Source organism: Paenibacillus sp. CMM36, from assembly GCF_053570945.1.
In genome coordinates this window covers 1-25,897 of sequence record NZ_JBSEDY010000007.1, presented here as the reverse complement: position 1 = coordinate 25,897, position 25,897 = coordinate 1, and the positions used below count along the sequence as shown (strand labels likewise).

At 46.3% G+C, this 25,897-nt stretch carries 19 protein-coding genes, 11 tRNA genes, 2 rRNA genes and 1 pseudogene; 3 read left to right on the top strand and 30 right to left on the bottom strand.

Annotation, left to right across the window (positions count from 1 at the left end):
* Window positions 1-46 precede the first annotated feature (46 nt).
* Window positions 47-2,225, bottom strand: a pseudogene (locus tag ACWA2B_RS15400) (RelA/SpoT family protein).
* A 269-nt stretch (window positions 2,226-2,494) separates the two neighbouring features.
* Here ACWA2B_RS15400 and uraA point away from each other — a divergent pair.
* A complete protein-coding gene (gene uraA / locus ACWA2B_RS15395) occupies window positions 2,495-3,805 on the top strand; it encodes a uracil permease (protein ID WP_029514818.1) in 1,311 nt (436 codons plus the stop codon).
* A gap of 137 nt (window positions 3,806-3,942) precedes the next feature.
* Here the strand turns inward: uraA and ACWA2B_RS15390 are convergent, their stop codons facing one another.
* The 7 genes from ACWA2B_RS15390 to ACWA2B_RS15360 form a co-directional block, all read right to left on the bottom strand.
* On the bottom strand, window positions 3,943-6,000 hold the full coding sequence (locus tag ACWA2B_RS15390) for a methyl-accepting chemotaxis protein (RefSeq protein ID WP_239645112.1): 2,058 nt from the start codon (window positions 5,998-6,000) through the stop codon (window positions 3,943-3,945).
* 222 nt (window positions 6,001-6,222) lie between these two features.
* The gene (locus ACWA2B_RS15385; RefSeq protein ID WP_029514814.1) at window positions 6,223-6,735 is read right to left on the bottom strand and encodes an adenine phosphoribosyltransferase; all 513 of its coding nucleotides are present in this window, start codon (window positions 6,733-6,735) and stop codon (window positions 6,223-6,225) included.
* A 69-nt stretch (window positions 6,736-6,804) separates the two neighbouring features.
* Window positions 6,805-9,201: a single-stranded-DNA-specific exonuclease RecJ gene (gene recJ, locus ACWA2B_RS15380; RefSeq protein WP_029514812.1), complete on the bottom strand. Its 2,397-nt coding sequence runs from the start codon at window positions 9,199-9,201 to the stop codon at window positions 6,805-6,807.
* A 33-nt stretch (window positions 9,202-9,234) separates the two neighbouring features.
* On the bottom strand, window positions 9,235-10,191 hold the full coding sequence (locus ACWA2B_RS15375) for a cation diffusion facilitator family transporter (RefSeq protein WP_029514810.1): 957 nt from the start codon (window positions 10,189-10,191) through the stop codon (window positions 9,235-9,237).
* A gap of 199 nt (window positions 10,192-10,390) precedes the next feature.
* Window positions 10,391-11,308, bottom strand: a complete 918-nt coding sequence (gene secF / locus ACWA2B_RS15370) for a protein translocase subunit SecF (RefSeq protein ID WP_049816863.1) — start codon at window positions 11,306-11,308, stop codon at window positions 10,391-10,393.
* Window positions 11,298-12,554 carry a protein translocase subunit SecD gene (gene secD, locus ACWA2B_RS15365; protein ID WP_039275022.1) on the bottom strand — a complete coding sequence of 419 codons (1,257 nt, stop codon included), beginning with the start codon at window positions 12,552-12,554 and terminating at the stop codon, window positions 11,298-11,300. Before secD ends, secF begins: the two co-directional genes overlap by 11 nt.
* A 90-nt stretch (window positions 12,555-12,644) precedes the next feature.
* The gene (locus ACWA2B_RS15360) at window positions 12,645-12,902 is read right to left on the bottom strand and encodes a post-transcriptional regulator (protein WP_013311570.1); all 258 of its coding nucleotides are present in this window, start codon (window positions 12,900-12,902) and stop codon (window positions 12,645-12,647) included.
* A gap of 307 nt (window positions 12,903-13,209) precedes the next feature.
* Between ACWA2B_RS15360 and spoVB the strand changes: the two genes are divergently transcribed.
* Entirely contained in the window at window positions 13,210-14,784 is a 1,575-nt protein-coding gene (gene spoVB, locus ACWA2B_RS15355) for a stage V sporulation protein B (protein WP_029514809.1), read from the top strand.
* A 5-nt stretch (window positions 14,785-14,789) separates the two neighbouring features.
* Here the strand turns inward: spoVB and ACWA2B_RS15350 are convergent, their stop codons facing one another.
* Window positions 14,790-15,566 (bottom strand): DUF421 domain-containing protein, encoded by a 777-nt coding sequence (locus tag ACWA2B_RS15350; RefSeq protein ID WP_029514807.1) that lies wholly within the window; start codon window positions 15,564-15,566, stop codon window positions 14,790-14,792.
* Window positions 15,567-15,772: 206 nt separating this feature from the next.
* On the opposite strand from ACWA2B_RS15350, the gene ACWA2B_RS15345 reads away from it, so the two are divergent.
* Window positions 15,773-16,162: a TIGR04086 family membrane protein gene (locus ACWA2B_RS15345; protein WP_029514806.1), complete on the top strand. Its 390-nt coding sequence runs from the start codon at window positions 15,773-15,775 to the stop codon at window positions 16,160-16,162.
* Between the two features lie 87 nt (window positions 16,163-16,249).
* Here ACWA2B_RS15345 and yajC read toward each other — a convergent pair whose 3' ends face one another.
* The 21 genes from yajC to ACWA2B_RS15240 all read right to left on the bottom strand — a co-directional run.
* Window positions 16,250-16,585, bottom strand: coding sequence for a preprotein translocase subunit YajC (yajC, locus tag ACWA2B_RS15340; protein ID WP_029514804.1), 336 nt, complete (start codon window positions 16,583-16,585; stop codon window positions 16,250-16,252).
* 34 nt (window positions 16,586-16,619) lie between these two features.
* Complete coding sequence (gene tgt, locus ACWA2B_RS15335; protein WP_029514803.1) at window positions 16,620-17,759, bottom strand: tRNA guanosine(34) transglycosylase Tgt; 1,140 nt, start codon at window positions 17,757-17,759, stop codon at window positions 16,620-16,622.
* A 20-nt stretch (window positions 17,760-17,779) separates the two neighbouring features.
* Window positions 17,780-18,808: a tRNA preQ1(34) S-adenosylmethionine ribosyltransferase-isomerase QueA gene (queA, locus tag ACWA2B_RS15330; protein ID WP_029514801.1), complete on the bottom strand. Its 1,029-nt coding sequence runs from the start codon at window positions 18,806-18,808 to the stop codon at window positions 17,780-17,782.
* Between the two features lie 7 nt (window positions 18,809-18,815).
* Window positions 18,816-20,909, bottom strand: a complete 2,094-nt coding sequence (locus ACWA2B_RS15325) for a SpoIID/LytB domain-containing protein (RefSeq protein ID WP_029514799.1) — start codon at window positions 20,907-20,909, stop codon at window positions 18,816-18,818.
* A 229-nt stretch (window positions 20,910-21,138) separates the two neighbouring features.
* Entirely contained in the window at window positions 21,139-22,146 is a 1,008-nt protein-coding gene (gene ruvB / locus ACWA2B_RS15320) for a Holliday junction branch migration DNA helicase RuvB (protein ID WP_013372650.1), read from the bottom strand.
* Window positions 22,147-22,196: 50 nt separating this feature from the next.
* Entirely contained in the window at window positions 22,197-22,811 is a 615-nt protein-coding gene (ruvA, locus tag ACWA2B_RS15315; RefSeq protein ID WP_029514798.1) for a Holliday junction branch migration protein RuvA, read from the bottom strand.
* Window positions 22,808-23,311: a crossover junction endodeoxyribonuclease RuvC gene (ruvC, locus tag ACWA2B_RS15310; protein WP_029514797.1), complete on the bottom strand. Its 504-nt coding sequence runs from the start codon at window positions 23,309-23,311 to the stop codon at window positions 22,808-22,810. The genes ruvA and ruvC overlap by 4 nt, the downstream gene beginning before the upstream one ends.
* 228 nt (window positions 23,312-23,539) lie before the next feature.
* Complete coding sequence (locus ACWA2B_RS15305; RefSeq protein ID WP_029514796.1) at window positions 23,540-24,244, bottom strand: BofC C-terminal domain-containing protein; 705 nt, start codon at window positions 24,242-24,244, stop codon at window positions 23,540-23,542.
* Between the two features lie 115 nt (window positions 24,245-24,359).
* Window positions 24,360-24,433 (bottom strand) — tRNA-Pro (locus ACWA2B_RS15300).
* Window positions 24,434-24,440: 7 nt separating this feature from the next.
* A tRNA-Leu gene (locus ACWA2B_RS15295) sits at window positions 24,441-24,520 on the bottom strand.
* Window positions 24,521-24,532: 12 nt separating this feature from the next.
* Window positions 24,533-24,609: transfer RNA gene (locus tag ACWA2B_RS15290), tRNA-Arg, on the bottom strand.
* 5 nt (window positions 24,610-24,614) lie between these two features.
* Window positions 24,615-24,689 (bottom strand) — tRNA-Gly (locus tag ACWA2B_RS15285).
* 35 nt (window positions 24,690-24,724) lie between these two features.
* Window positions 24,725-24,800, bottom strand: a tRNA-Lys gene (locus tag ACWA2B_RS15280).
* 28 nt (window positions 24,801-24,828) lie between these two features.
* Window positions 24,829-24,905, bottom strand: a tRNA-Asp gene (locus ACWA2B_RS15275).
* Window positions 24,906-24,931: 26 nt separating this feature from the next.
* Window positions 24,932-25,008, bottom strand: a tRNA-Met gene (locus tag ACWA2B_RS15270).
* 29 nt (window positions 25,009-25,037) lie between these two features.
* Window positions 25,038-25,113 (bottom strand) — tRNA-Val (locus ACWA2B_RS15265).
* A gap of 10 nt (window positions 25,114-25,123) precedes the next feature.
* Window positions 25,124-25,195, bottom strand: a tRNA-Glu gene (locus ACWA2B_RS15260).
* A 17-nt stretch (window positions 25,196-25,212) separates the two neighbouring features.
* Window positions 25,213-25,304, bottom strand: a tRNA-Ser gene (locus ACWA2B_RS15255).
* A gap of 3 nt (window positions 25,305-25,307) precedes the next feature.
* Window positions 25,308-25,383, bottom strand: a tRNA-Asn gene (locus ACWA2B_RS15250).
* Window positions 25,384-25,402: 19 nt separating this feature from the next.
* Window positions 25,403-25,519 (bottom strand): 5S ribosomal RNA (rrf, locus tag ACWA2B_RS15245).
* Window positions 25,520-25,669: 150 nt separating this feature from the next.
* Window positions 25,670-25,897: ribosomal RNA gene (locus ACWA2B_RS15240) — 23S ribosomal RNA — on the bottom strand; the annotation flags it as partial.

Here is a 25,897-nt window from a genome sequence, read left to right as displayed (position 1 = left end):
AAGATATGTTACAAAGGCTATAAACCTATCTGTACGCTTCATAAGATTATTGCATAATCCGATGCACAGTGTATACATCCTTCACCCGTTTAATCCGTTCGACAACAGAATGCAAATGATCCGTGTTGCGAATGAGAATCGTGATGTGAATCATCGCCATTTTATTTTTATCTGTACGACCTGTAACGGCCGAGAAGCTGGTTTTGTTCTCAGAAATGGCCTGAAGCACTTCATTCAGCAAACCGTTGCGATCATGGCCCGTAATCTCAATATCGACACTGTAATTGACTTCCGCTGCTTCTTCCCACTCTACTTCAATCACACGCGCCTGGTCTTCGCCCGTACCCGAAGGAATATTCGGGCAATCCGTCCGGTGAACGGATACGCCGCGTCCACGTGTTACATAGCCAATGATGTCATCTCCCGGTACGGGATTACAACATCGTGCAAAACGAACGAGTAAATTATCGACGCCTCTGACGCTGACACCGTTGGTCGGTGTTTTTTTTCCGTTCGCCCTGCGGCTTGTACTCCTTGACCTCGGTCGTCAATTCGATCAACCGTGCCTCTTCTTGTTCCTTACGCAGCTTCTCTGTCAAACGTGTACAGACCTGCGCTGCGGTTATACCACCAAAACCAATCGCAGACAGCATATCTTCGGAATCGTTAAAAGAGAACTTCTGCGCCACTTCCTGAAGCTTGTCGTCGCTCATCCACACCGATGGCTCGATATCGCGTTTTCTTAGCTCACGTTCCAGATTTTCACGGCCTTTTTCAACATTCTCCTCACGCTTTTCTTTCTTGAACCATTGTTTGATTTTACTGCGCGCGTGAGAGGACTGAGCAATTTTGAGCCAGTCCTGACTAGGTCCATAAGAATGTTTGGACGTCATAATTTCGACAATATCCCCAGTTTTAAGCCGATAATCCAAAGGTACGATTCTTCCATTTACCTTAGAGCCAATCGTTCGATTGCCAACTTCGGTATGAATACGGAAAGCAAAGTCCAGCGGAACGGATCCGGCTGGCAACTCAATGACCTCTCCCTTAGGAGTAAACACAAACACAAGGTCTGAGAAAAAGTCCATTTTGAGCGATTCCACAAATTCCGACGCATCCTTCGCTTCATTTTGCAGCTCCAGGATTTCTCGAAAAAAGGTGATTTTATCCTCAAAGTTAGTGTTGTTTGCTCCGTTGCCTTCTTTATAGGCCCAATGGGCCGCAATCCCGAATTCAGCGGTACGATGCATATCCACTGTGCGAATTTGCACCTCGGTAGGCTCCCCGTTAGGACCTACTACTGTCGTATGAAGGGACTGATACATATTGGCCTTAGGCATAGCGATATAATCCTTAAACCGCCCCGGCATCGGCTTCCACAACGTATGGATAATCCCCAGTGTGGCGTAACAGTCTTTAATGTTATCCACAATAATTCGAATCGCCAGCAAATCATATATTTCATTGAACTGCTTGTTCTTCGTCGTCATTTTTTTAAACACACTGTAAATATGTTTAGGGCGTCCGGACAGATCAGCCTGAATGCCCATCTCTTCCAGCTTTTCTCTGATACGCTGTATGACATTATCAATAAACTGCTCCCGCTCTGCCCGCTTCTTATGCATCAAATTAGCAATGCGATAATACTGCTGAGGATTCAGATAGCGCAGAGCAATATCTTCCATTTCCCACTTAATGGCTGAAATACCCAGTCGGTTTGCAACCGGACAGAAAATCTCTAACGTTTCATAAGCAATCCGACGCTGGCTTTCCTCTGACTGATATTTCAAGGTACGCATGTTGTGCAGACGATCTGCTAACTTAATGACAATGACACGAATGTCCTGCGCCATAGCAATAAACATTTTTCGATAATTTTCGTTCTGTTGTTCTTCCTTGGAACGGAACTGGATACGCTCCAGTTTCGTCAGACCATCGACAAGCATCGCACATGTATCGCCAAAATGCTCGCGAATCTGCGCCAAAGACACCGTCGTATCCTCCACAACGTCATGTAAAAGAGCGGCGATAATGGAGATGGTATCCATCTGCATATTAACGACGATATCAGCAACCGCAAGCGGATGCAGAATATAAGGTTCACCGGACTTACGAGTCTGGCCGGAATGGGCCTGTTCGGCAAAATCATAGGCGTCCCTGATGCGGATAAGATCTGCTTCTCTGGTATAGGCCCCGGCCTTTTTAAGTAATTGCTCTATCCCCATTCTGCTCTATTCCGTGTCCTTTCTATGCAAAATGGAACCCGCCGATCAATGTCGCGCAAAGGTTCCCTTTTAAAAGTGATTTCCTACAATTATGACGGTTAGCACGTCACACGTCAACTATTACAGGTTTGGCATTGTAGCATTATTCTGTCACACATGGATAAGTAAAATGAGGAATGTTGACGAATTGAAACGAATTATATTGAAAAAATTACGAAAAGTAATTAATGTATATAAGAATAATTGAAAGAACTAAGGAGTGAACTGCGTTGCAACGCGAAATTCAAGTTAATGAAAAGCTACCGGCAGGACCTGGTTTCCTGCTCAGCGTACAGCATTTGTTTGCCATGTTTGGCAGCACTGTGCTGGTGCCGAATATTTTCGGCGTCGATCCCGGTATGATTTTGCTAATGAACGGTATTGGCACATTGTTGTACATCTGGATCTGCCGTGGCAAAATTCCCGCCTATCTCGGCTCCAGCTTCGCTTTTATCGCTCCAGTCAGTCTTGTGCTTAAAAACAATCCCGGCGGCAACGGCTATGCTATGGCCCTCGGTGCTTTCATCATTACAGGTATTATTTTCTGCCTCGTCGCACTGGTGATCAAATATGCCGGAACCCGTTGGCTGGACGTCGTATTTCCTCCAGCTGTTATGGGCTCCATCGTAGCCTTAATCGGTCTGGAGCTGGTTCCGGTTGCAGCAGGCATGGCAGGCATTATCAATGCCGATCCTACTAAAGCTTGGACTCCAGATCCCAAAACGATTACTCTTTCGCTCGTTACACTCGGGGTTACTGTTCTGGGTGCGGTGTTGTTTCGTGGGTTTGCCAAAATCATTCATATTCTGATCGGTATCGTAGTGGGCTATGTGCTTGCTTATTTTATGGGCATGGTCAATACACAGGCCATCGCAGACGCTCCTCTTTTCGGACATCCTGCAATTACCACTCCAGTTTTTAATACCTCTGCTATGCTGACGATTCTTCCTGTTGCTCTGGTCGTCATCGTAGAGCATATTGGTCACTTACTTGTGACTAGCAACATTGTCGGGCGTGAGTTGTCCAAAGATCCTGGTCTCCACCGCTCTCTGCTGGGTAACGGTATTTCCACCGTCATTTCGGGTTTTGTCGGTTCTACGCCTAATACGACTTATGGTGAAAATATTGGTGTCATGGCATTAACTAAAGTGTACTCTGTATGGGTTATTGGCGGAGCGGCTATCATTGCCATCCTGCTGTCCTTTTCAGGCACGTTCTCAGCGATTGTTTCTAATATTCCAGCTCCAGTTATGGGTGGCGTATCCTTACTATTATTCGGTGTCATCGCTGCCTCCGGTCTAAGAATCTTCGTTGAGCAAAAGGTTGATTTCGCCAAGCCAACTAACATGCTGCTTGCGACCATCGTGCTTGTTGTCGGAATCAGTGGTACTACGCTCACTTGGGGCGCTGTAACCTTGAAAGGTATGGCATTGGCTACAATCATCGGCATCATCCTCAGCTTGTTCTTCAAGCTGATTGACGTGCTCGGCTGGTCCAACGATAAATCACAGGAACCTTTAACCGAGAAAACACCAGATTGATATCTTTTTTTCAACTTTAAAAGGCCGCTCCATGTTAGTTATGGATCAACACGCTCAGGCTGTATAGACAAGCGTGTAAAGATCCATATCTCAATGGAGCGGCGTTTTTTTATGCACGGCCTTTTTTTCTAAAGATATCACACACGAAAGCGAGATACGACCTGATTAAGCGTATCAGAGACACCTGTAAGTGTCTTGACAGAGCTGTCCATACCTTCCAGATCCTTAAGCTGCCGTTCGGATCGTTCCGAGGCTTGCTCTGTACGTTTAGCTGAAGCTTTCGCAATGTCTGCAAGATATCCAATAGAGGCTGCAACTTCCTCTGAACCTGCCGACATTTCTTCTGAGGCAGATGAAACCTCCTGCACTTCTATCGCCACCTGCTGAATATCTTGATTCATCGCAATAAAACGTTCTTCCACCTCAAGTAAAATAGATACTCCTTCATCCATCTCCAGAGCACCCTGCTGCATTCCTTCCAAAGCTAATTTGGTTTCTTCCTGCATGGATCGGATTCGACTCGTAATTTGTTCCGCAGACTCGCTCACGTTTACAGCCAGCTTGCCGATTTCTGAAGCCACCACAGCGAACCCTCGGCCATGCTCCCCTGCACGTGCGGCTTCAATGGAAGCATTCAGTGATAGCAACTTGGTCTGCCCACTAATTTCCTGAATCATTCCAATTATGCTGCCAATTTGGGCGGACCGCTCATTCAATGAGCTTACTACCCTGCCTGCCTCATCCATAGATATTTTCGCTTTATGCATTCCTTGGTTGACCACGGTCAACCGTTCATTTCCTTGTTGTGCCTTATGTTCAATCTCAGTGGTAGCCTCGGATACATGCTGGATAGATTCAGCAATACGCTGTATGCCAACAGCCATTTCTTCCATCGCAGTCGCACTCTCTGCTGCTGCGACCAATTGAAGCTCGGCTCCTTCCTTCACCTGTGCCAGTTCTCCTGCATTATGCTGCGCATCTTTAGTAGCCCCAGAAATCTCTTGGGAAATTTTTATAGATACGCCTGAGATAACATCTGACTCTTCGCTCAAACGTGATGCCATTCCTCTGGTTGCCGCAATCACCTTATTGATCCCGTCAGCCATTTGGCCAAATTCATCCTTACGTTGTTGTGTTAGTTCAACGCTGTAATCCCCATGAGCCATACGATTGGTTATCTGCATAATTTTTTTAATCTCTTTGATCATACCTGAATTGTTAATTAATAACGCTCCCATAATTAGCAAGATGCCTATAACACTAACAATAAGAAGAAGTTTAAGCATTTCGTTCGCAGAGCGGTTCAAATCGGATTCTGGCAGTAATACGCCGATTTTCCATCCGGTTTGTGGGAGTGTTTCGTACATTATCCGGTAGTCCTCACTATCAATGGGTACGGATAGTTGTCCGGACGTACCACTTTGAATAGATTGTGCTGCTTCCGCATTCATCGTTTTTGTTAACGGCTCGCCTGCTTTTAAGGACGGAAGACCGGATGACAAAATGGCTCCATTCTTATCCATCAAGATCGCACTACCGTTAGCACCAAACTTCATTTTTTCAATAAACGTTTGAATGTTTGTCATATTCAGGTCGCCAGTAATGACACCTAACAGCTTCCCTTCCCTGTCATAAAATGCTTTCCCTGCAGTAATCATATTGACTTTCAGTCTGCTATCGTAAAAAGGCTCCGTAAAATTTATTTCCTTACCACGTTCCACGGCTTCTGTATACCATGGCTGTGTTAAGTAGTCATATTGTGGATCATCATATTCAACCGTTTGCTTCACTAGCTGGCCATCTCTATGCACATATATGGAACGGTAAGTCACTCCCGGATCATACGCACCTTTAGCAAAATAAATGCCCAACCCGTATGACATATCATTTAAAGCCAACTCTTGTTCAAAAAAACGTCCATAACCCTCAATGTTCATTCCTGCTCCCAGTTGTTCCGCACTCTTAGTCAGCATCGAAACAAGTAAAGCATGACGATCTACGTTAGCTGCAATATCCGTTTTAACCCTCGACAAGGAATGAGCAGCATTTTGGCTTATTTCCGTATCTAGCTTCTGCTTGGCAAAAAAATAAGACAAAAAGCTGATTAAAATCAGCGTTATAAGTACAAGCGGAATCAAGGTAGAAAATGTCCGTGCCTGTAAACTCTTAAATCGAAATAAACCCAATATGACCACCTCTGCTCCTTTTTAATTATTTATCGACATTTATTTTAAATTTTTTATAACTATTCCCAATAAAAACAGTGGTAATTTGCACCAATCAAACAAAGTCACACCTAAAACGCTTCTAAACAAAATAGCCCGATGGAGCAACTCTTTAGATAAAGAGATGTTCCATCGGACTATTTAGGCAATCCATACATAATTATTTCCCGGGAAACCCAGGTTTCGAAATACTTAATACGTAATCAGGGTGAATACATCTACGTCAGGCAGCTTCGCCCGACCGTTTAGATCAGACAGCTCGATAAGAAAAGCAGCCCCTGCCACATTGCCACCAAGCTGGCGTACCAAGTTCACGGATGTAGCAATAGTACCACCTGTAGCAAGCAGGTCATCAGCAATCAAAACATTTTGGCCTGGCTCTATAGCATCCTTATGCATCGCCAGCGTATCTTTACCATACTCCAAACCGTATGCTTCCTCAATGGTTTCCCCAGGGAGCTTGCCACTTTTGCGGATCGGAATAAAACCAACGCCAAGCGCATAAGCCAGAGGCGCACCGATAACGAATCCGCGTGCTTCTGGACCTGCAATCAAATCAATTTTTAAATCCGATACCAATTCCTTCATATCGTTGATAGCCTTGCGGTACAGTTCACCATTTTTCATTAGGGTTGTAATGTCTTTAAAACTAATCCCTGGTTGTGGAAAATCGGAAATCACCCGAATATATTCTTTGTAGTCCAACTTAGTTCCTCCTACTGTAAACTTCAAATTAGTATATACATTTTACAACATAAATTACGAAATAGTATCTCAAGACGCACCCTTCATAAGCGACATAATCCAGCTCGTCATCTGGGTGGTGTCCGCATCCAGCAAATACCGCTCCATTTCAGCCATATTATATAATTCCTGATAGCGCGGAGAAGCAGTTAAATCCCGCTTGGGCGGATTGGATACAAAACGGAATTGGCCATCTGTACGCGTCATAAACTCAAGCTCTTCGAAGATGTCCAATACTTTGGATAACATGCGTACTGAACAGGAACACTGTCGGCTAAGAGCAGGCAGCATTGCCTTTTCATCAATAGGCTGTGTTCCCAATCGGGAAAGCACAACGTAAATGCGCTTGAACAGCTCTCTGTCTGGGCTTACGAGACGACCGCCACGCTCACTGACCGAATGAAGGAGAAATACGTTTTCTACATTTTCAAAGGTAGACCATAATGCCTGAAACTGATCCGGTGTATCCGGTGGCTCCAGTACGAATAACGACTTCACAGAGTGCTGTGCATCTCTTTGACCATCACTGGGAATAACACTGCCGTCTTTATCGTATAGCCATAAGGATTCAGTGTCCACGGAGCTCGATGGACGAAGCCTAGAAGAAGGGTGGATCAACACCGCAACGTCTTTCTTTCTTTCCTCTATGCGTGGATGAAAGATCTTCAGTCCCCGCTCTAATTCGGCAAAAGGGTCCGACACTCCACGATAATCAAAAATTTGCGGCGCCTGCACTCGAATGTCCTGCATCATGAGCTGGAGAGACCTTTTACCGTTCCATTCGTTAATTGACAATTCACCCAGCAGATCTATCTCCGTTTCTTGCTGTAAAAAATCAGCCAAATCGCCACGACGGAAGGCAATCGCGTCCAGCGATAAACCGTTCTGCTCCAGCAGGAGCTTCACATGATTTTTCTCACGTCCCATTTTACGAGCCTCACGCAATTGCAGACCCTGTAATACGAATCGTGGAGATGGATTCCCCATACCAAAAGGCTGAAGCAACTCCAGTTCTTCAACCACTTGCAAAGATACCTCGTCCAAACGACAGACCATATCAGCCTCAGCTACAGGAATGAGATCGTCTGGTGTCAAAATGGAACCCGCATAGCGGTTCAGCTGCTCTTCAAACAATTCCAGATTATCACAGGACAGCGTCATACCCGCTGCCGAAGGATGACCACCAAAATGCTCCATAAGCTCATGGCTGTCCGTAAGAGCACTGTAAATATCCAATGCAGGAACAGAACGGGCGGAACCTTTGCACATACCTGTCTCAGCATCTATACCCAGAATAATGGTCGGTCGATAATAGCGATCCAACAGCTTGGATGCCACAATTCCGACAACGCCGACATTCCAGCCTTCACCAGCCAATACAATAACTGACGGTAGCTTGCCTCCGTTCAGTTTGGATGCCAATTGTTGCTCGGCTTGCTCCACAATACGTTCGACCACCTGTTGACGCTCACGATTGAGCAGGTCCAGCGCATGCGCAAGTTGGTCTGCTTCTTCCTCTTTTTCTGTCGTCAGCAGAGAAACGGCTCGTCCCGCATGATCCAGGCGCCCGCTGGCATTAATCCGCGGAGCCAAGGCAAATGCGATGTTGACTGAAGTCACTGTAGATATATCTACGCCCGCTACATGGAGCAACGCACGAATCCCCGGAAAAGCAGAGTTTCTCATGGATTGAATCCCTCTGCGTACCATCGTCCGATTTTCACCATGTAGTGGCATCAGATCGGCTACCGTGCCGATAGCGGCGATTTCAAACCATTCCTCCGGCACTTCACCCAACAGCGCCTGAGCGAGCTTCAGGGCAACACCAACACCTGCAAGACCTTTAAATGGGTATGGGCAACCGGGGAGCTTCGGATTAATCAAAGTATATGCCTCGGGAAGTACTGCAGGCGGCTCATGATGGTCCGTCACAATAACGTCTATCCCCAAGGAAGTTGCATAAGCAATTTGCTCTACTGCACTAATTCCCGTATCTACCGTAATGACCAGTGTAACTCCCTGCTGATGTGCCCAATCAAGGGCATGGTTATGCAGACCATATCCCTCGTTAGAACGATGAGGAATATAAATATCATAGGAAGCCTTTAGAAAACGCATGAGCTGAATCATCAATGATGTACTGGATACGCCGTCCGCATCATAATCTCCATAGATTAATATATGCTCGCCACGTTCCAGAGCCTGACGAATTCTCGGCACAGCCTCTTCCATACCAAGAAGCAAAAAAGGGTCGTGTACATCGTCCACACTTCCGTACAAAAAGCGGTTTGCTTCCCCGGCGGTAGTGACGCCCCGGTTCACTAAAAGCCGGGACAACAATGGTGAAATCCCCAGTTCCCCTGTCAACAGCTGAGCCGCTTCCAGGTTAGCCTCTGGGGTCTTCCATCTGTACTGCGAATGAAGCAATCCTATTCACCTTTCTTTCATAGTCGTCCTGCCCTATTGAAGCAACGACGACACATCATTATCTGGCAGTTCATGATTGGATTTGTATGGATATCCGGCTTGATAAGAAATGAACTGCATTTGTACATGGGTCACCTGTGGAAAACGGGCTAACAGTAAATTTTTGGCTCGATCGGCGATTTCCTGCGCTTCCTGTACCGTAATCCGCGGGTTCACACTTATCGTTACATCCACTGTTATGAAATGCCCTGTTTCCTGGGCATGTAAGTGTTCAACCGTTACAATACCATACACCCGTTGAATCGTCTCCATAAAGCGTCGGGAGTCTTCCTCCTGCAAGGGCTGCGCAGGAACCTGGTAAGCGGTATTCATTACCATCAAATATCCTTTACGCAGCACCAGACAGGCTACGAGCAAAGCTGCGGTTGGATCAAGATATAATAATGCAGGCCATTCCATTGCTTCGCCAGTCATTGCGCCGATCATGCCAATCAATGCAATCAACGATGCATACAGCGAGTAACGTTCATGGTTTGCGTACCGATCTGCTTCCTCTTTATGACCATGTTTAATCGAGTAGCGATATTGAAACTGAAATAGCGCTTCTCTCAATACCAACGCAATAAATACGGTAATTAATGCATACAGACCGGGTGCCTGCGGTTCCGAACTGCTTAATGAACGAACAGCCGAGATAGCTAGCTGAAGACCGCTCATCAGCACTAAAATAGCCAGTACCACAGATATGACCGTTCGAACCTTTTCACCGTTTCGCAACCGTGCCAGCATTCCGTGCCCTGTAGCACCCTTGGAACACAGAAGCTCCTGCAAACGGGAAGCACTATCTGCAGCCGTGTGCAGTGCATCTCCCAACAACGCCTTGCTGTTTGCCGCATAACCGACGGCTCCCTTTAGAACAGCCAGCGCGAGATTACCTACAATCCCGCTCAACGCCGCAGTTTCCAATGATCGGCTGCGTTCGCTATTCACAACGTTTCCCCCTCAATCCTGAACTAACCCTTTCCCAATAAAGCTCAATCTAAAATAACCGAATTTCTCAAAATCAAAAACCATTCACATTTAAGTGCCACTACTGAGCCTTACTTAAGGTAAATCTTAAAACCTTAGAAAACCGCGCCCAAGCAGACGCGGCTTTCTCTTTAATTTATACTACTGGTATTTGCGTAACTTAAGACTTTGCAGTTTTGGCCGCGCCCCCGCCAGCTGTCGGAGATTTTTGTTTTCCTTTCAATGCCACCCACAGCGGGCTGGCAATGAAAATGGAGGAATAAGCACCAAACAACAAACCAATGACCATTGCAAGTGAGAACATACGGATCGATTCGCCGCCAAATATGAACAAACATACGGAGGCAATAAACACCGTAAACACGGTTGCAAGTGACCGAGTCATTGTCTGCGCAATACTGTGATCAACTACCTGCTCTAAGTCGTCCCTGGACTTCTTCTTCGCAAATCGTAGATTTTCCCGAATACGGTCAAAAATAACGACGGTGTCATTAATGGAGAAACCAACAATCGTCAGAATTGCCGTAATAAAGGTCAAATCCACCTCAAGCCGGAAAAGCGAGAAAATACTGATAACGAGGAAGGCATCATGCAACAACGAAACGATGGCTGCAATGGCAAACCGCCATTCAAACCGGATCGAAATATAGACCGCTATGGCTACACATGCTAGCAAAATCGCCCATATTGCATTCTGCTCCAGTTCTTGTGCCATTTCCGTATCCACTGTATTGACCTCAAACGAAGCCTTCGGATCCAGCTGTTTATTAAAAGAAATCTTAAAATCATTCACTTGCTGATCCGTCAACACCTGTGAGAAGCGAATGCCGAAACGCTCTTTCCCCGGTGTATAATCTACCTCTTTACCGATTTTCTGCTTGTCCAGCAAAGTTTGGATCTGTTCCTGTGTAACAACCTTAGTCAAATTGACATCCACATTGGAACCGGAACGAAAGTCTACCCCGTAATTCAAGCCGAATATTGACAAGCTTAGAATACCAAGCAGTGTGATAATAATCGAGAACGTGTAAAACCACTTGCTCATCTTAATATATTTCAAGTTCCAATTAAAGCGCACTGATATCACTCTCCTTCACACCAAAATACTTGGCCTTCTTCACAGCATCCGCTTTAACCAGCAGATTGAGTAAGAAGCGGGAGAAGAAGATATTCGTCAAAATACTGGTGACAATATCAACGATGAGCACCAAAGCGAATCCTCGAACGGAGCCTGTTCCCAGACCAAACATAACCGCTGCCGCTATAATTGTCGTAACATTGGCATCCATAACGGTACGGAACGAAGCCTTACTACCTGCAATGACAGAAGAACGAATCGTTTTGCCTGACTTGATTTCTTCTTTAATCCGTTCATACGTAATGATGTTGGCATCGACCGCCATCCCGATCCCGAGCACAAAGGCGGCGATACCTGGGAGTGTGAGTACAAATCCACCCAAGTAGAAAATCGCAAGCACTACCCAGGTATGAACGATGAGACAGAAACTGGCCACTAATCCCGGTACACGGAACATTGCAATCATAAATACCAGAATAATGATCGAGCCGATCAATCCAGCACGAATCGTCTGATCCAGTGACAATTGACCCAGCGTAGCACCTACACTCTGAGAATATTTTTCCGTCAGTTTGAGCGGAAGGGCACCCAGATTAATCGTATCCGCCAGTTTATTCGCTTCATCACGAGTGTAGCTACCTGTGATTGACGCGCTACCGTCCGTTAATTCCCCACGCACTGTGGGTGCAGACAGCAATTCCTGATCAAGGAAAATAGCTAATTCTTTATTCAGAAGCCGCTTTGTGATTTCTGCAAATTTAGCTTTGTCCTTGACTTTGATACTAATCTCAGGTTGATTCAGCTGATCATAGCCTACAACAGCGCCATTCTCCACAAAATCATTACCGCGGAGCTCAATTTTGCTGTATTGACCTGGCTTCTTAGCATCTGCTGCCGTTGCACTGCGAAACGTTAATTCTGCAGGCTTTTTCAGCATGGAGCGAACTTCTGCCTCATTAGTGACACCAGCAAGCCGCACGCGAATACGGTTGCTCCCCTCTGTTGTTACTTCCGGCTCAGTCGTACCGAGCGCATTAATCCGTCTCTCCAGACTTTGAGCTGTTTGTATAAGAGACTGTCTGGTTACACTCTGCCCGGCTTCCAAAGGCTGGGCTTCATATAAAATTTCAAAGCCTCCCTTTAAATCGAGGCCTAATTTTAAACTGTTCAGTAGGCCCGGGCTTGTCCCGATCATAACACCAGTAGTTATGAGCACGACCACGATGAAACTTAGAATTCTCTTCATTCCGTCCCATGTTCCCCTTTCATTCTCAATATTCCTATTATAGCTACCCCTCAAAAAGCAGTCAATTTGAACGCAAAAAAAGACCCCCTTCTATTCGAAAGTGGAGCCCCGTAATGCGGACATAGTCAAATAGTTCATAAAGCTCGTCGCTTTAAGGGAAAGTATATCGTTAACGAGCTTGTGCAGCGGAGGAATACCCTCCTTTTCATATTTATGGCTGACGCAATTCCACACGTCCTTACTTGTGACATGCTCATAGCCTACGAGAATCAACTCGTCCGCCTTACTTTGACAAAGCATCTCAATTGCGTCATCCCAATCCTGCTCATCCAGCTCTTCCATACCCACGATGGCCGTTCCTCCTCCCAGCGACTACCGGTTCCGCAGATCAGCAATTAGCGGGGTTATTGACTGCTTTGTAGAACATTTCTGTCCTGATCCTGGAAAACCCTTCTTCTCGTTGAAAATAGCCTTAAATCAACAATATATGCAATCATTTCGCTCGTCAATAGCAGAATTCACCACTCTCCCTCTTGTTGTCTAAATCACTTTGTTTCTGAACGGAAAAGCTTGTCATGAAGATGGACAGGTCCAGCATATCTTCTAAAGTAATGTATAGACGCAGAATTACATTTTGGGGAAGAGGGAGTTGCGATTGAAAAAGCAGACATTCATCCATGGAGCAATTATTTTATTGGCAGCAGGAATTATCAACCGGATACTAGGTTTTATTCCCCGAATCGCACTCCCGCGTATCATCGGCCCCGAAGGAGTTGGCTTGTACCAACAGGGGTATCCCTTTTTTATCGTTCTGGTGACGCTTATTACAGGGGGAATCCCTCTTGCGGTAGCCAAGCTAGTAGCCGAAGCCGAAACGGCGGGACAGCCCGAAATGTCGCGGCGTATTTTGCACACCAGCCTGCGCTTAACCATTACACTCAGTCTGATCGCCATGGTGCTCTGTCTTGTGTTCGCGCCTTGGATCACAAGCCATCTTCTGACCGACAGCCGCGTGTATTATACATTCGTGAGCATGAGCCCAATGATTGTCATTGTAGCTGTTTCTTCAGCTTATAGGGGCTATTTTCAGGGAAAGCAAAATATGATTCCTTCCGCTAGTTCCTCGATTGCCGAGACCGTTATGCGCATTTTTTGTGTCATTTGGTTTGCTTACTTGTTACTTCCCCATGGGGTAGCCTACGCTGCTGCAGGTGCCATGCTCGGTGCTCTGGCGGGCGAATTCATTGGCATGATTGTGCTTCTATGGCAATACGTGTGTAACCAGCGAAAAGATCGCATCCTTCAGCCGAATTCGCCTGGCCCCTCCTCTGAGGTTTATCCCGAGCAATCATCTGTTTTGTCACGTCTTATGTCTATATCCGTTCCCGTGACTGCTGGAAGGCTTGTCGGTTCCTTATCCTATTTGCTCGAATCTATCTTGTGCATGCGCAGCCTTGCCGTAGCAGGCATTGCAACTGGCGTGGCAACCGCACAATATGGAGCCATGCAGGGCATGGTCATTCCTGTGTTATTACTACCTGGGGTTCTGACCAGTTCATTAGCTGTTTCACTCGTTCCTTCGTTATCCGAAGCAGCGGCTAAGGGGCATATTATAGCCATTCACAAACGTCTACATCAATCGCTTCGGCTCGCTTTGGTTGCAGGAGCCCCATTTGCCGTGATCATGTATGTATTGGCGGAACCTCTGTGTCTGCTACTCTACAATAATGGCGATATTGCAGGAATGCTTAAGCTCATGGCACCTTTTGCTCTTTTTATGTACATTCAGGCCCCGCTTCAGGCAGCACTTCAGGCGTTAGACCGTCCTGGAAGTGCCTTATTAAATACCTTTATCGGAGCCGTTATCAAAATTGTGCTGATCGTCTGGCTTGCATCCCAACCTCAGTACGGTATCTACGGAGCTGTCATCGCCATTTGTATTAACAGTGCCATTGTTACTCTCCTTCATGGCTTCAGTGTCAGCAGGCTACTTCGCTTCCGCGTACGTTTGCTCGATTTCTGGAAGACCGGGATAGGCATGATCATCATGGCAGCAGCAGTGTTATATACCTACAGACATTTAACGATGTTCGACCAAATGTGGCTCCAATTTATTTTTGCCGCAGGCTTGGGAATTATTCTGTACCTTTTCCTGATGACCTTGATCAAAATGATTGATTGGGACAACCTTACACGCATTCCAATCCTGAGAAGATGGTTTAAAGCATAAGAAATCTAATCCGAAGATTTTCCATAGGCCGGTGGTGTAATGTACACATCACCTCTATGGTTAACCGAGCATAAAAAAACATCCTTAAAATCTTTGTGTCCCTTCGCTTGAATTTGATTTTTAAGCCAAAACCGGTTCATATCCATTCGTTCCAAATTTCGATCCAGCACCTTACCATCCATGATTAATGGAATAGGCAGTCCCTCATATCTAAACTTTCCACCGATTTGTGGAGAAGGATGGACTTTATCCACCTGTAGCTCTTTGTTTGCCAAATCTGTTCCGTTTAATTCCTGCTTCATTTTTTCGTGTTCCACTCCGACGTTATCATCCTTACCTATAACCGTTAGCTTACCTGTCGTTTCCAAAATAACATATTCAACTTCGTCCAGACTTTCTATATTTTGTTCACGAAGTTGTAACAGCAAGTCATCCAAATTGTAACGTTGTTTCACCATTTCGTCCTTGTTTAATTGTCCATTAGAGTACAATACACTGGGCCTACCATCAAATAGTAAGCGCAGTCGCCGACTTTTCAGACTGAAATAGGAAATCCCAATTTGCAAAATTAACAGCACTCCTAAAGGAATCAATCCTTCGTAAAGTGGACGTTTTATGTCCTCCAGACTGAATACAGCAATTTCTGCAATCATAATGGATATGACGAGATCGAAAACAGACAATTTACCGATCTCCCTTTTACCCATCAAGCGCATCACCAGATATACAATAAAATACATGAGCAGCGTCCGAAAAATATGAGCAAAAATATCGTGACTCAATATGTTCGCCTCCTCCCCTGTACTTGCAATAAGACATGAGTCGTTCATTGTACACGTATTCTGACCGTTCCTCACTTGGCTCATACAAAAAACAAAAGGCTAAATTATTGAAATAAAGAGAAAGACTGCTTGCGACTTGGTACTAAGCCGCGAGGCTTGGCCATAGAATGATAATAGTTCAAACCTTGGTACAGGAGGAATTATCAATGGAGCTCATTCGCCGCTGGTGTTCGTTTCGTCTGGCCCATCCTATTTTATCCGGCTTATTCTATGCTTTTGCATGGATGCTGCTTGGCGCATTGATTCTTTCACTACTCTTGTGGCTGACACAGATGCAGGAACAGGACTTATCATTGTATACGTACATCGTCCATGCATTCGCCATGCTATCTGGTGGCTTCGTCGCCGGTAAAAGATCAGCAAACAAAGGCTGGTATCAAGGCGGTATTACAGGTATCCTGTATGGACTAATCGTTCTGCTGGTCGGTTTTCTGGCATTGGATGCGGGCATGGTCGGCAAGGACCTGTTACACTTAGGTTTCGCGTTTGTCATAGGCGCAGGTGGTGGGATGTTTGGCATTAATCTCAACAAGTAATCAAAATGTTTGTACCCATGTAATAAAACAACACAAAAAACCGAGCCTCCTCAAAGGCTCGGTTTTTGTATAACGGTCACCAGCATTTTACGATTTGGAAACAACTTCCTCAGATGCCGTGTCTTTTGCAATCGCGTTGCTGATTGCACTGCGGTCAAAGGTCAGCTTCGTGACATCATTCACACGCAAAACTACTACATCATCCGTAATCTCCATAATTGTACCGTGAAGACCTCCGATTGTAATGACTTTATCTCCCTTTTTCAAAGCTTGAAGCATCGTTTGACGTTGCTTTTGTTTTTTCTGATTCGGGCGAATCAGCAAGAAATAGAAGATTACAAACATCAGAGCCAGTGGCCAGATCATTTGAAAAAGTCCGCCAGTTCCACCGGGTGTAGCAGCGGCTGTAGCAAAATGAAACATGTTAAATCCCCCTTTCGTATACTCTCCCTAAAACTTAAAATCCTTTATCATTATCATGAAGACCGTACTGCTCAAAAAATTCATCTCGGAAATCAAGCAGCCTGTCATCCATAATCGCTTGTCTGACATTACGCATCAATTGTATTAAGAAATGCAAGTTATGATACGTTGTCAGTCGGAGCCCGAAGGTTTCATCCGCTTTAATCAAATGTCGCAAGTAAGCACGTGAATAATTGCGACAGGTATAACAATCACAAGCAGGATCGAGCGGGCCAAAATCACTTGCATATTGGGCATTGCGAACGACAAGACGACCTTGGCTGGTCATCGTTGTCCCGTTGCGAGCAATTCGGGTTGGAAGTACACAATCGAACATATCCACACCACGGATAGAGCCTTCAATCAAAGCATCAGGCGAACCCACGCCCATCAAATAACGTGGCTTGTTGGTGGGAAGCAGAGGAACCGTATAATCGAGCACTTCATACATCAAATGTTTCGGTTCACCTACGCTCAGTCCACCAATAGCATACCCCGGGAAATCCATGGAAGTCAAATCCGCAGCGCTTTGCCTGCGCAGATCTTCATGCATGCCTCCCTGAACAATGGCAAACAGACCTTGATCATGAGGACGCGCGTGTGCCTCTAGACAACGCTCAGCCCAACGGCTGGTGCGTTCCAGTGACTTTTTCACATACTCATATTCAGCCGGAAACGGCGGACATTCATCGAAGGCCATCATAATATCTGAGCCAAGCGAGTTTTGAATTTCCATCGCCACTTCTGGTGAAAGAAACTTCTTATCTCCATTTAAATGAGAGCGAAAATGAACACCCTCCTCTGAAATCTTGCGCATTTCACTTAAAGAAAACACCTGGAATCCGCCGCTGTCCGTTAAAATAGGGCGATCCCAATTCATAAACTTGTGCAGTCCACCCGCTTCACGAATAATATCGTGGCCAGGACGAAGAAACAAATGGTACGTGTTACTCAAAATAATTTGAGCATCCATCGCTTTCAGTTCCTCAGGACTCATCGTTTTAACAGTCGCTTGAGTTCCCACAGGCATAAAGGTTGGTGTCTCAATAACTCCGTGAGGAGTGTGTACACGCCCGAGACGGGCTCCCGATTGCTTGCAGGTTTTGATATGTTCGTATCTTATTGCTGGTGCCATATTTTCTCTACCATCCTTAATTAATAAATGAACATTGCATCCCCGAAGCTGAAAAACCGATATTGTCGGTCAATCGCCTCCTGGTAAGCATGCATAATATTCTCCCTGCCCGCCAGTGCGCTGACCAGCATAACCAAGGTGGATTTGGGCAAATGAAAATTCGTAATCATCGCATCCACCACACGGAATTCATAGCCTGGATAAATAAAAATCTGTGTCCAGCCACTACTGGCCTCTAATACTCCATCACCAAATTTATTACCCACCGTCTCCAGCGTCCGGCAACTGGTCGTCCCCACCGCCACGACTCTTCCACCGCGCGCCTTGGTTTCATTGAGCACATCGGCTGTTTCCTGTGACAATGAATAGTATTCTTCATGCATTACATGCTCTTCAATCGTATCCACAGACATCGGTCTGAACGTCCCTAAGCCAACATGAAGTGTGATAAAGGCAACGGTAACGCCCTTCTTTTTAATCTGGTCCAGCAATTCTTCTGTAAAGTGCAGCCCTGCCGTTGGAGCCGCAGCCGAACCTTCATGCCGAGCATAAACGGTCTGATAGCGCTCGCGGTCATCCAGTTGTTCCTTGATATACGGCGGAAGCGGCATTTGGCCCAAGCGGTCCAATATCTCCTGGAAAATACCGTCATATGAAAATGACAGTACCCTGCCGCCCATATCTCCTTCTTCCTCAATTACTGCTTTCAGCTCATCACCGAAAACGATAACAGCACCCTTTTTCAGCTTTTTACCAGGTTTCACCAATGCTTCCCATCGGTCCCCTTGCAGTTGCTTAAGCAACAAAACCTCAGCCTTAGCTCCCGTGTCTTCCTTGATGCCAAACAAGCGTGCAGGAATCACTCTCGTATCGTTTAATACCAACGTATCCCCTGGTTGGAGATACTGCACAATATCCGAAAACGTATGATGGCCCACTTCACCGTTATTTTTGTTTAATGTCAGTAATCTGGAAGCGCTCCGATCAAGCAAAGGCGTCTGTGCAATTAATGTTTCAGGCAGTTCAAAATCGTAGTCGTTTACGTTCATATATTGGTCAGTCCTTAACTATATCCACATTTTTATAATAGTGTTGCAAAATTTTCTTGTAATCATACCCCTGCTCGGCCAAACCATTGGCACCCCATTGGGATAAGCCCAAACCATGACCATTTCCTTTACCTGTAAAAATAAAGCTTTGTGTTTTGTCAATGACTCGTGCATGACGATCTTCATTCATGACGATCACCCCGTTACCACTTGAAGTACTGCTGCCAGATGCGGACAGGATTTGAGTGCCTTGTGTACCACTTACATGAGAAGTAGCCCCATCAGCGCCTAATACAGTATAACTTCCGGTACTCGCAATATCAAACAGTGTGCTCGGGAGTCCGCCCATTGCTGAGCGAAACATATCCGGATACTTCACTTTCAAAGGGGATCCGTTCGCTTCAACCTCCAACACTCGCCCTGATGGACCACGTTTGGTGACATCGAGGTGATTAATAGAGGAAGGCACTGTACCCGTTACTTTTCCTTGCAGGGATTTAGCAAGCTGAGCTGACGTAAAGGGCCCCCTCACCCATGCATAGTCTCCGGACTGAGGCACCTTTTCTAATACAATGATCTCTTCACCCGGCTGCGCCTTGGCTATTGGTGTAACCGTCGATTGAATTTGGGGAATAGGACGCACATTTGTATTTTCCGCAGTGACGGTGATTTTGTCTAACCCCGCTTCTGTGACACCCTCCAGTTCCTTAGCATTATCCTCACGAATATACCCTGTCTTGCCACTGGAGAGAAGTACATGATACCATTCCTGTGCTCCTTTTTGCGCCGAAGTATCCCCCGAGCTGTCTACGCTAGCAAAGGCTTCGCCACCACTGTTCCACACCTCAGAAGCATCTGCTGTCACACCGCCCGCATTAGATGAAAATACAGCTTCGACCACTTTGCCGCCACTTTTAATGACTTCACCAGCTGTTGCATCTACAGCCTCATTGACATTGGCATGTTCCGAGCTCTTCCCGTTGTAAGCCTGGCTTAACGTGCCATCTACCACATTGCCGATCTGAAACCGATTGCCTTGGGCAAGCGCATAGCTACGAGCCGCTACCGCTTGAGCCTTGAGCGCTTCATCTGGCCATGAGGAATAGACCTCTGCTCCTACCACGGAATACAAATACTGCTCCAAAGGGACTTCGTTCACAAGCGCCAGCTGGCCTGACGTCATGCCAACCTCCATCTCGCCACGATATGTACGCTGTGATCTTTCCATCACTTGTACTCCATTATTACCGCCGTTGACAATTACCTTGCTATTATCAGAACCACTTAGCATGTAATGAGACATCACCTGCGAGCCGGTCGTGACTCCTGCTTCCTGTCTTATAATGAGGCCGGCTTGAGTAGCATTAACTTTAGACAACGTGAGTCTCGGTTGCTTGCTCTCCAACTCAGTTTTCAAAGCCAACAGCTTGCTGTCATTACTTTCTTCTCCAACCCACACAGCATACTGACCTCTTGATTGAATCACAGTAAAAGCATCAAAGCCCGCCGCAGCAATTGTCGTTCGAACGAGATTAGCTTCCTGCTCGCTTCCGTAGCTTCCAGTGGACCAATGCTTGTTTCCCTTCACCTCGGCCTGCGCTCCGGTTGCCGAGGAAATCCGCTGTACAGCAGCCTGCGCAGACTGTTCACTAGCATATATTCCCGCGTACACTTGATACACAGAGCTACCATTTTTTGAACCGATAAAAACCGTAGGTTTATCATTAGTCTTTTGCAGGGCTTGCGCCGCTTTTATCGCCGCTGCTTCATTTCCTTCAAGTACCTTCACCCGATAGCTGTCTACACTAAAACGAGCTGTACTGTCTGGCAGTCCCATCCAAGTTTGAAAGCTGCCTCCACTGTTCTGTCCAACACTCAGACCTCCTGATGATTTCAAGGTTACAGCGGGGACTGTCGCTTTATATTTGCTACCTAGATCCGCAAAAATCACTACACGAATATCCTCTTGGGCAGCGGCAGCGTGAACGCCTGAAGACCAAGGTATGCACACTGTAGCTAATACCATAATCGCTGCTGCTCGTTTGGCCCGGCCCATCCATGCACCGAAAATACTTTCTCGGTTAAATGCTTTTCCACTCATTTCTGGCTCCCCCAATCTAGCTGCCTAGCACTTATATTTGCGTAATTTATCGGGCTCTCGATCCTTGTCTGTCCCTTTAAATACATCGGCGGAATAAACCAAAATATAAACCCGCCAAAATCTTACTTATACTCTCATTCCCTCAGTCATCCGTCAGCCGATATCGTATTCACCATACTGCATGTAACCATGCAATAATTTTTTAAAAAAAGTGCATCATGTTTCCTAATCACCGTGGATCCGTTGGCATGGGGATTCCAAGGTGGGCATATGCCGCCGGAGTCACTGTTCGTCCCCGAGGTGTTCTTTGTAAAAGACCAATTTGTAACAAATAGGGTTCATACACGTCCTCAATAGTCTGACTCTCTTCACCAATGGTTGCAGCAATTGTGTCCAATCCTACAGGCCCACCCCGGAAAGAATGAATCATGGCCTTAAGCATTTTATGATCAATTTCATCCAGCCCGAGTGGATCTATTTGAAGTCTCTTTAGCGCCTCTGCAGCTAACTCAGAATGAATAATACCGTCTCCGGCAACCTGGGCAAAATCACGCACCCTTTTTAACAGCCGGTTAGCAATACGCGGGGTCCCCCGTGAACGCAATGCGATTTCCTCCGCCGCATCCCCAACAATCTCAATCTCCATAATATCCGCATTTCTGGACACGATGTAAGCCAGCTCGTCTGTCGTATAAAACTCTAATCGACTAATAACACCAAACCGGTCACGCAATGGCGCAGAGAGCAGTCCAGCACGCGTAGTGGCCCCTATAAGGGTAAAGGGTGGCAAATCCAGGCGGACCGAACGCGCACTCGGGCCTTTACCAATCATAATGTCCAGCGCAAAATCCTCCATCGCCGGATACATGACTTCTTCCACCGTACGATGAAGGCGATGAATCTCATCAATGAACAAAACATCACCCTCTTGAAGATTGGTCAGCAATGCTGCCAAATCTCCCGGTCTTTCAATTGCAGGACCTGAAGTCGTACGAAGATTAACCCCCAACTCATTGGCGATAATGTTAGCAAGAGTAGTTTTACCCAACCCAGGCGGTCCGTACAACAGTACATGATCCAACGCTTCTTTACGCATTTTGGCCGCTTCAATATATACTTTCAGATTTTCCTTAACCTGATTTTGCCCGATATATTCATTTAGATAACGGGGGCGAAGGCTTAGCTCCGCCGTCTGGTCTTCCATCATCAAATTGGCGGAAATAATCCGGTCATCCATATTCCATCGCTCCTCTTTTCACCAGACACTTGTTAACGGACATCCGCGTCCTATCCGGCAAACAACAGTTGCAAAGCCCGCTTCATCAAAATATCGGCAGATTCATCAGGTTTTGCATCTTTCTTCATTCTGCTCCATACCTTATCCAACTCAGTATCAGTATAACCGAGGGCCTTGAGCGCCTCACGGGCCTCGCCCCAATATGAACCTTCGCCTTCTTCTACGACAGGCTCAGCAAACAATCCGGTTGCCATCCCTAACGAGCCAATACCGTCCAGCTTGTCTTTCAAATCCAGAATCATACGTTGTGCCGTCTTTTTACCGATCCCCGGTAACTTGGTGAGAAATGTGATATTCTCCTGATAAATCGCCGTTACCACATGAGCAGGCGTACCGCCTCCTAAAATACCAAGCGCAACACGCGGTCCAATACCAGATACATCAATCAGTTTACGGAATAGCTGCTGCTCCTCACGGGTCGCAAAACCGAACAGTAAAATAGCATCTTCCCTTACATGATGGTGAATATAAATAACCACTGAACCTTCAGTTTTGGCGAACGCGTAAGGATTCGGACAAAATACCCGGTACCCTACACCCTGTACATCTAAAACGACATATTCATTTTCCAAATGGGCCACAGAACCACGCAAGAAATCTATCATTTTCGCAATACCTCATTTAATTTTGAATTTAGTCCATAGGAGTGCGCATGACAAATAGCCACCGCCAAAGCATCCGCTACATCGTCCGGTTTCGGCACAGTTTGAAGCTTTAGAAACATTCTAACCATTTCTTGTACCTGTTTCTTCTCAGCCTTACCATACCCTACAATAGCCTGCTTTACCTGCATCGGCGTGTATTCACCTATAGGCAAATTACGTTGTTTTGCAGCCAGCACCAGCACCCCACGTGCCTGACTTACAGACATAGCGGTTGTAACGTTGCGATTAAAAAAGAGCTTTTCCAGTGCTACCGCATCAGGCTTATATTTATCTATTAATTGCAACATGCCTTCATACACATGAAGCAGCCTTTCTTCTTCCGGTGTATGAGCCTCCGTCTGGATGCAGCCATACTGCACAGGCACCACTTTACTGCCAATCTTGTCTACAAACCCGAAGCCCACAATAGCAATACCCGGATCAATTCCTAGAAAACGCAAAAAAATCTCTCCCCTATCGCTCAATCATGGCGTAACTAATCAATAGCCAGCGTTATCCTGAATATACTCACGGTCAAATACCATATAAAGCGAACATATGTGTCGTTCTTTTCATTATAACAAAACTTTGTATCTAATAGAGGAAAAAATTTAAACATGAGTAAAAACATAAAAAGAGACGCTTCAAGCCTTACCTCATGGGCAAAGCCTAACGTCTCGCAGTTGTAATCAATAGTGCTGTTTTAATACCCTCTGTGTTCGCTCCACGGCAAAGTCACTAAAAGTGGAAATTACACTGTTATACTCATTTATATCCTGTACACGGATTCCCTGCTGAAGTTGTTTATACACCCCTTCTGGCAAGGCCGTCTCCATGGAACCCACATCCAATTGAAAAAAAGTGCGGATTACTTTTTCTCTTTTAGGCAGCCCTTCATACAATGTAAGCTGGCCGTCAGTGCTCAAACCCATGTATCCACGCTCTTTGCATGACTCTGACAAGTCTTCCACCCTGCGTTCCAGCCACACCTCTCCTTTGGTATTAAGTCGTCCCTTCCAATCGGGATGTTGCTTCAGTAAGGTCTCTAGCTGCTGTGAACTTAGCGTTCCCAAGGAAAGTGTTTCCGTACCACATACGTAGGTGGTTAACAGACGGGTCTTCCTGCTTATACCGGAAGCACGAATACTTTGTAATAGTTGCATATGTGAGGAGTGATCTTCAGTTGGACCCAGATGTGAAGCCTCCTCCATGCCCTCCTCTGCCATGACGGTAGTAGCGAGTGGCTGTGACAACATAGCCTGCATATAATTCGATAACAGAATACCCAACCCTGCCAGCAAACAAGCCGCGCCCAAAATGCTACAGGCCCACACTGTTCTTCTCCACTGTTTCCAGCGCCGTTTCATCTGTTTTTTCCAACTTAATCGCTTCACAGTAATCCCTTCCGTCCCACTTTTTGTGTTAGTGTGACCTGGCGATTACTGATTTATACAAAAAGATAATTAATATAACAAAAAAGCCGCTGCTTCCAGCGACTTTCCTTTTGAATCGGGATGACACGATTTGAACATGCGACCCCCTGGTCCCAAACCAGGTGCTCTACCAAGCTGAGCTACATCCCGAAATACATGCCGGTGAGAGGACTCGAACCTCCACGGTTTCCCTCACGATTTTGAGTCGCGCGCGTCTGCCAATTCCGCCACACCGGCTTATGAAGTTAATGGCGCGCCCTGAGAGATTCGAACTCCCGGCCTTTTGATTCGTAGTCAAACGCTCTATCCAGCTGAGCTAAGGGCGCAAATATGGAGCGGACGACGGGAATCGAACCCGCGACCCTCGCCTTGGCAAGGCGATGCTCTACCGCTGAGCCACGTCCGCAATATCATTATATCCATGACATATAAGTGCATGAATGGTGAGCCATGAAGGACTCGAACCTTCGACACCCTGATTAAAAGTCAGGTGCTCTACCAACTGAGCTAATGGCTCCCAACAGGGTAACATAACTTTGTGAAAATGGCGGAACTGACGGGATTCGAACCCGCGATCTCCTGCGTGACAGGCAGGCATGTTAGGCCTCTACACCACAGTTCCATAGCAGTTTACATTCAAAAGTTAATTGGTTGCGGGGGCAGGATTTGAACCTGCGACCTTCGGGTTATGAGCCCGACGAGCTACCGAACTGCTCCACCCCGCGATAATATTAGGGACTGCTATTTAAATAAATGGTGGAGGCTGAGGGGCTCGAACCCCCGACCCTCTGCTTGTAAGGCAGATGCTCTCCCAGCTGAGCTAAGCCTCCATACTACTTATGACCCGTAGGGGATTCGAACCCCTGTTACCTCCGTGAAAGGGAGGTGTCTTAACCCCTTGACCAACGGGCCATACAATAAAATAATTATGGCGGAGAGAGAGGGATTCGAACCCTCGAGACGCTTTTGGCGCCTACACGATTTCCAATCGTGCTCCTTCGGCCAACTCGGACACCTCTCCATATGGCTCCCCGAACAGGACTCGAACCTGTGACAACTCGATTAACAGTCGAGTGCTCTACCAACTGAGCTATCAGGGAATAATAATCATAAAGCTCTGCTTGGCGACGTCCTACTCTCCCAGGACCCTGCGGTCCAAGTACCATCGGCGCTGGAGGGCTTAACGGTCGTGTTCGGGATGGGTACGTGTGGAACCCCTCCGCTATCGCCACCAAACATGAATTTGCTACGCAAATTCTTCCGTACGGCTATTCAGTTCATCACTTATCGTGTGAATGAATAGCCATGCGCTTGTTGTATGTCACTTGTACATACCTTCAAGGTTACACCCTGAAAACTGGATCCGAAACTCATTGCGTCTTATCTTAGGATAAGCCCTCGACCGATTAGTATTGGTCAGCTCCATGCATTACTGCACTTCCACCCCCAACCTATCTACCTCGTCGTCTTCAAGGGGTCTTACATACTGGGAAATCTCATCTTGAGGGGGGCTTCACGCTTAGATGCTTTCAGCGCTTATCCCTTCCGTACATAGCTACCCAGCGGTGCTCCTGGCGGAACAACTGGTACACCAGCGGTACGTCCATCCCGGTC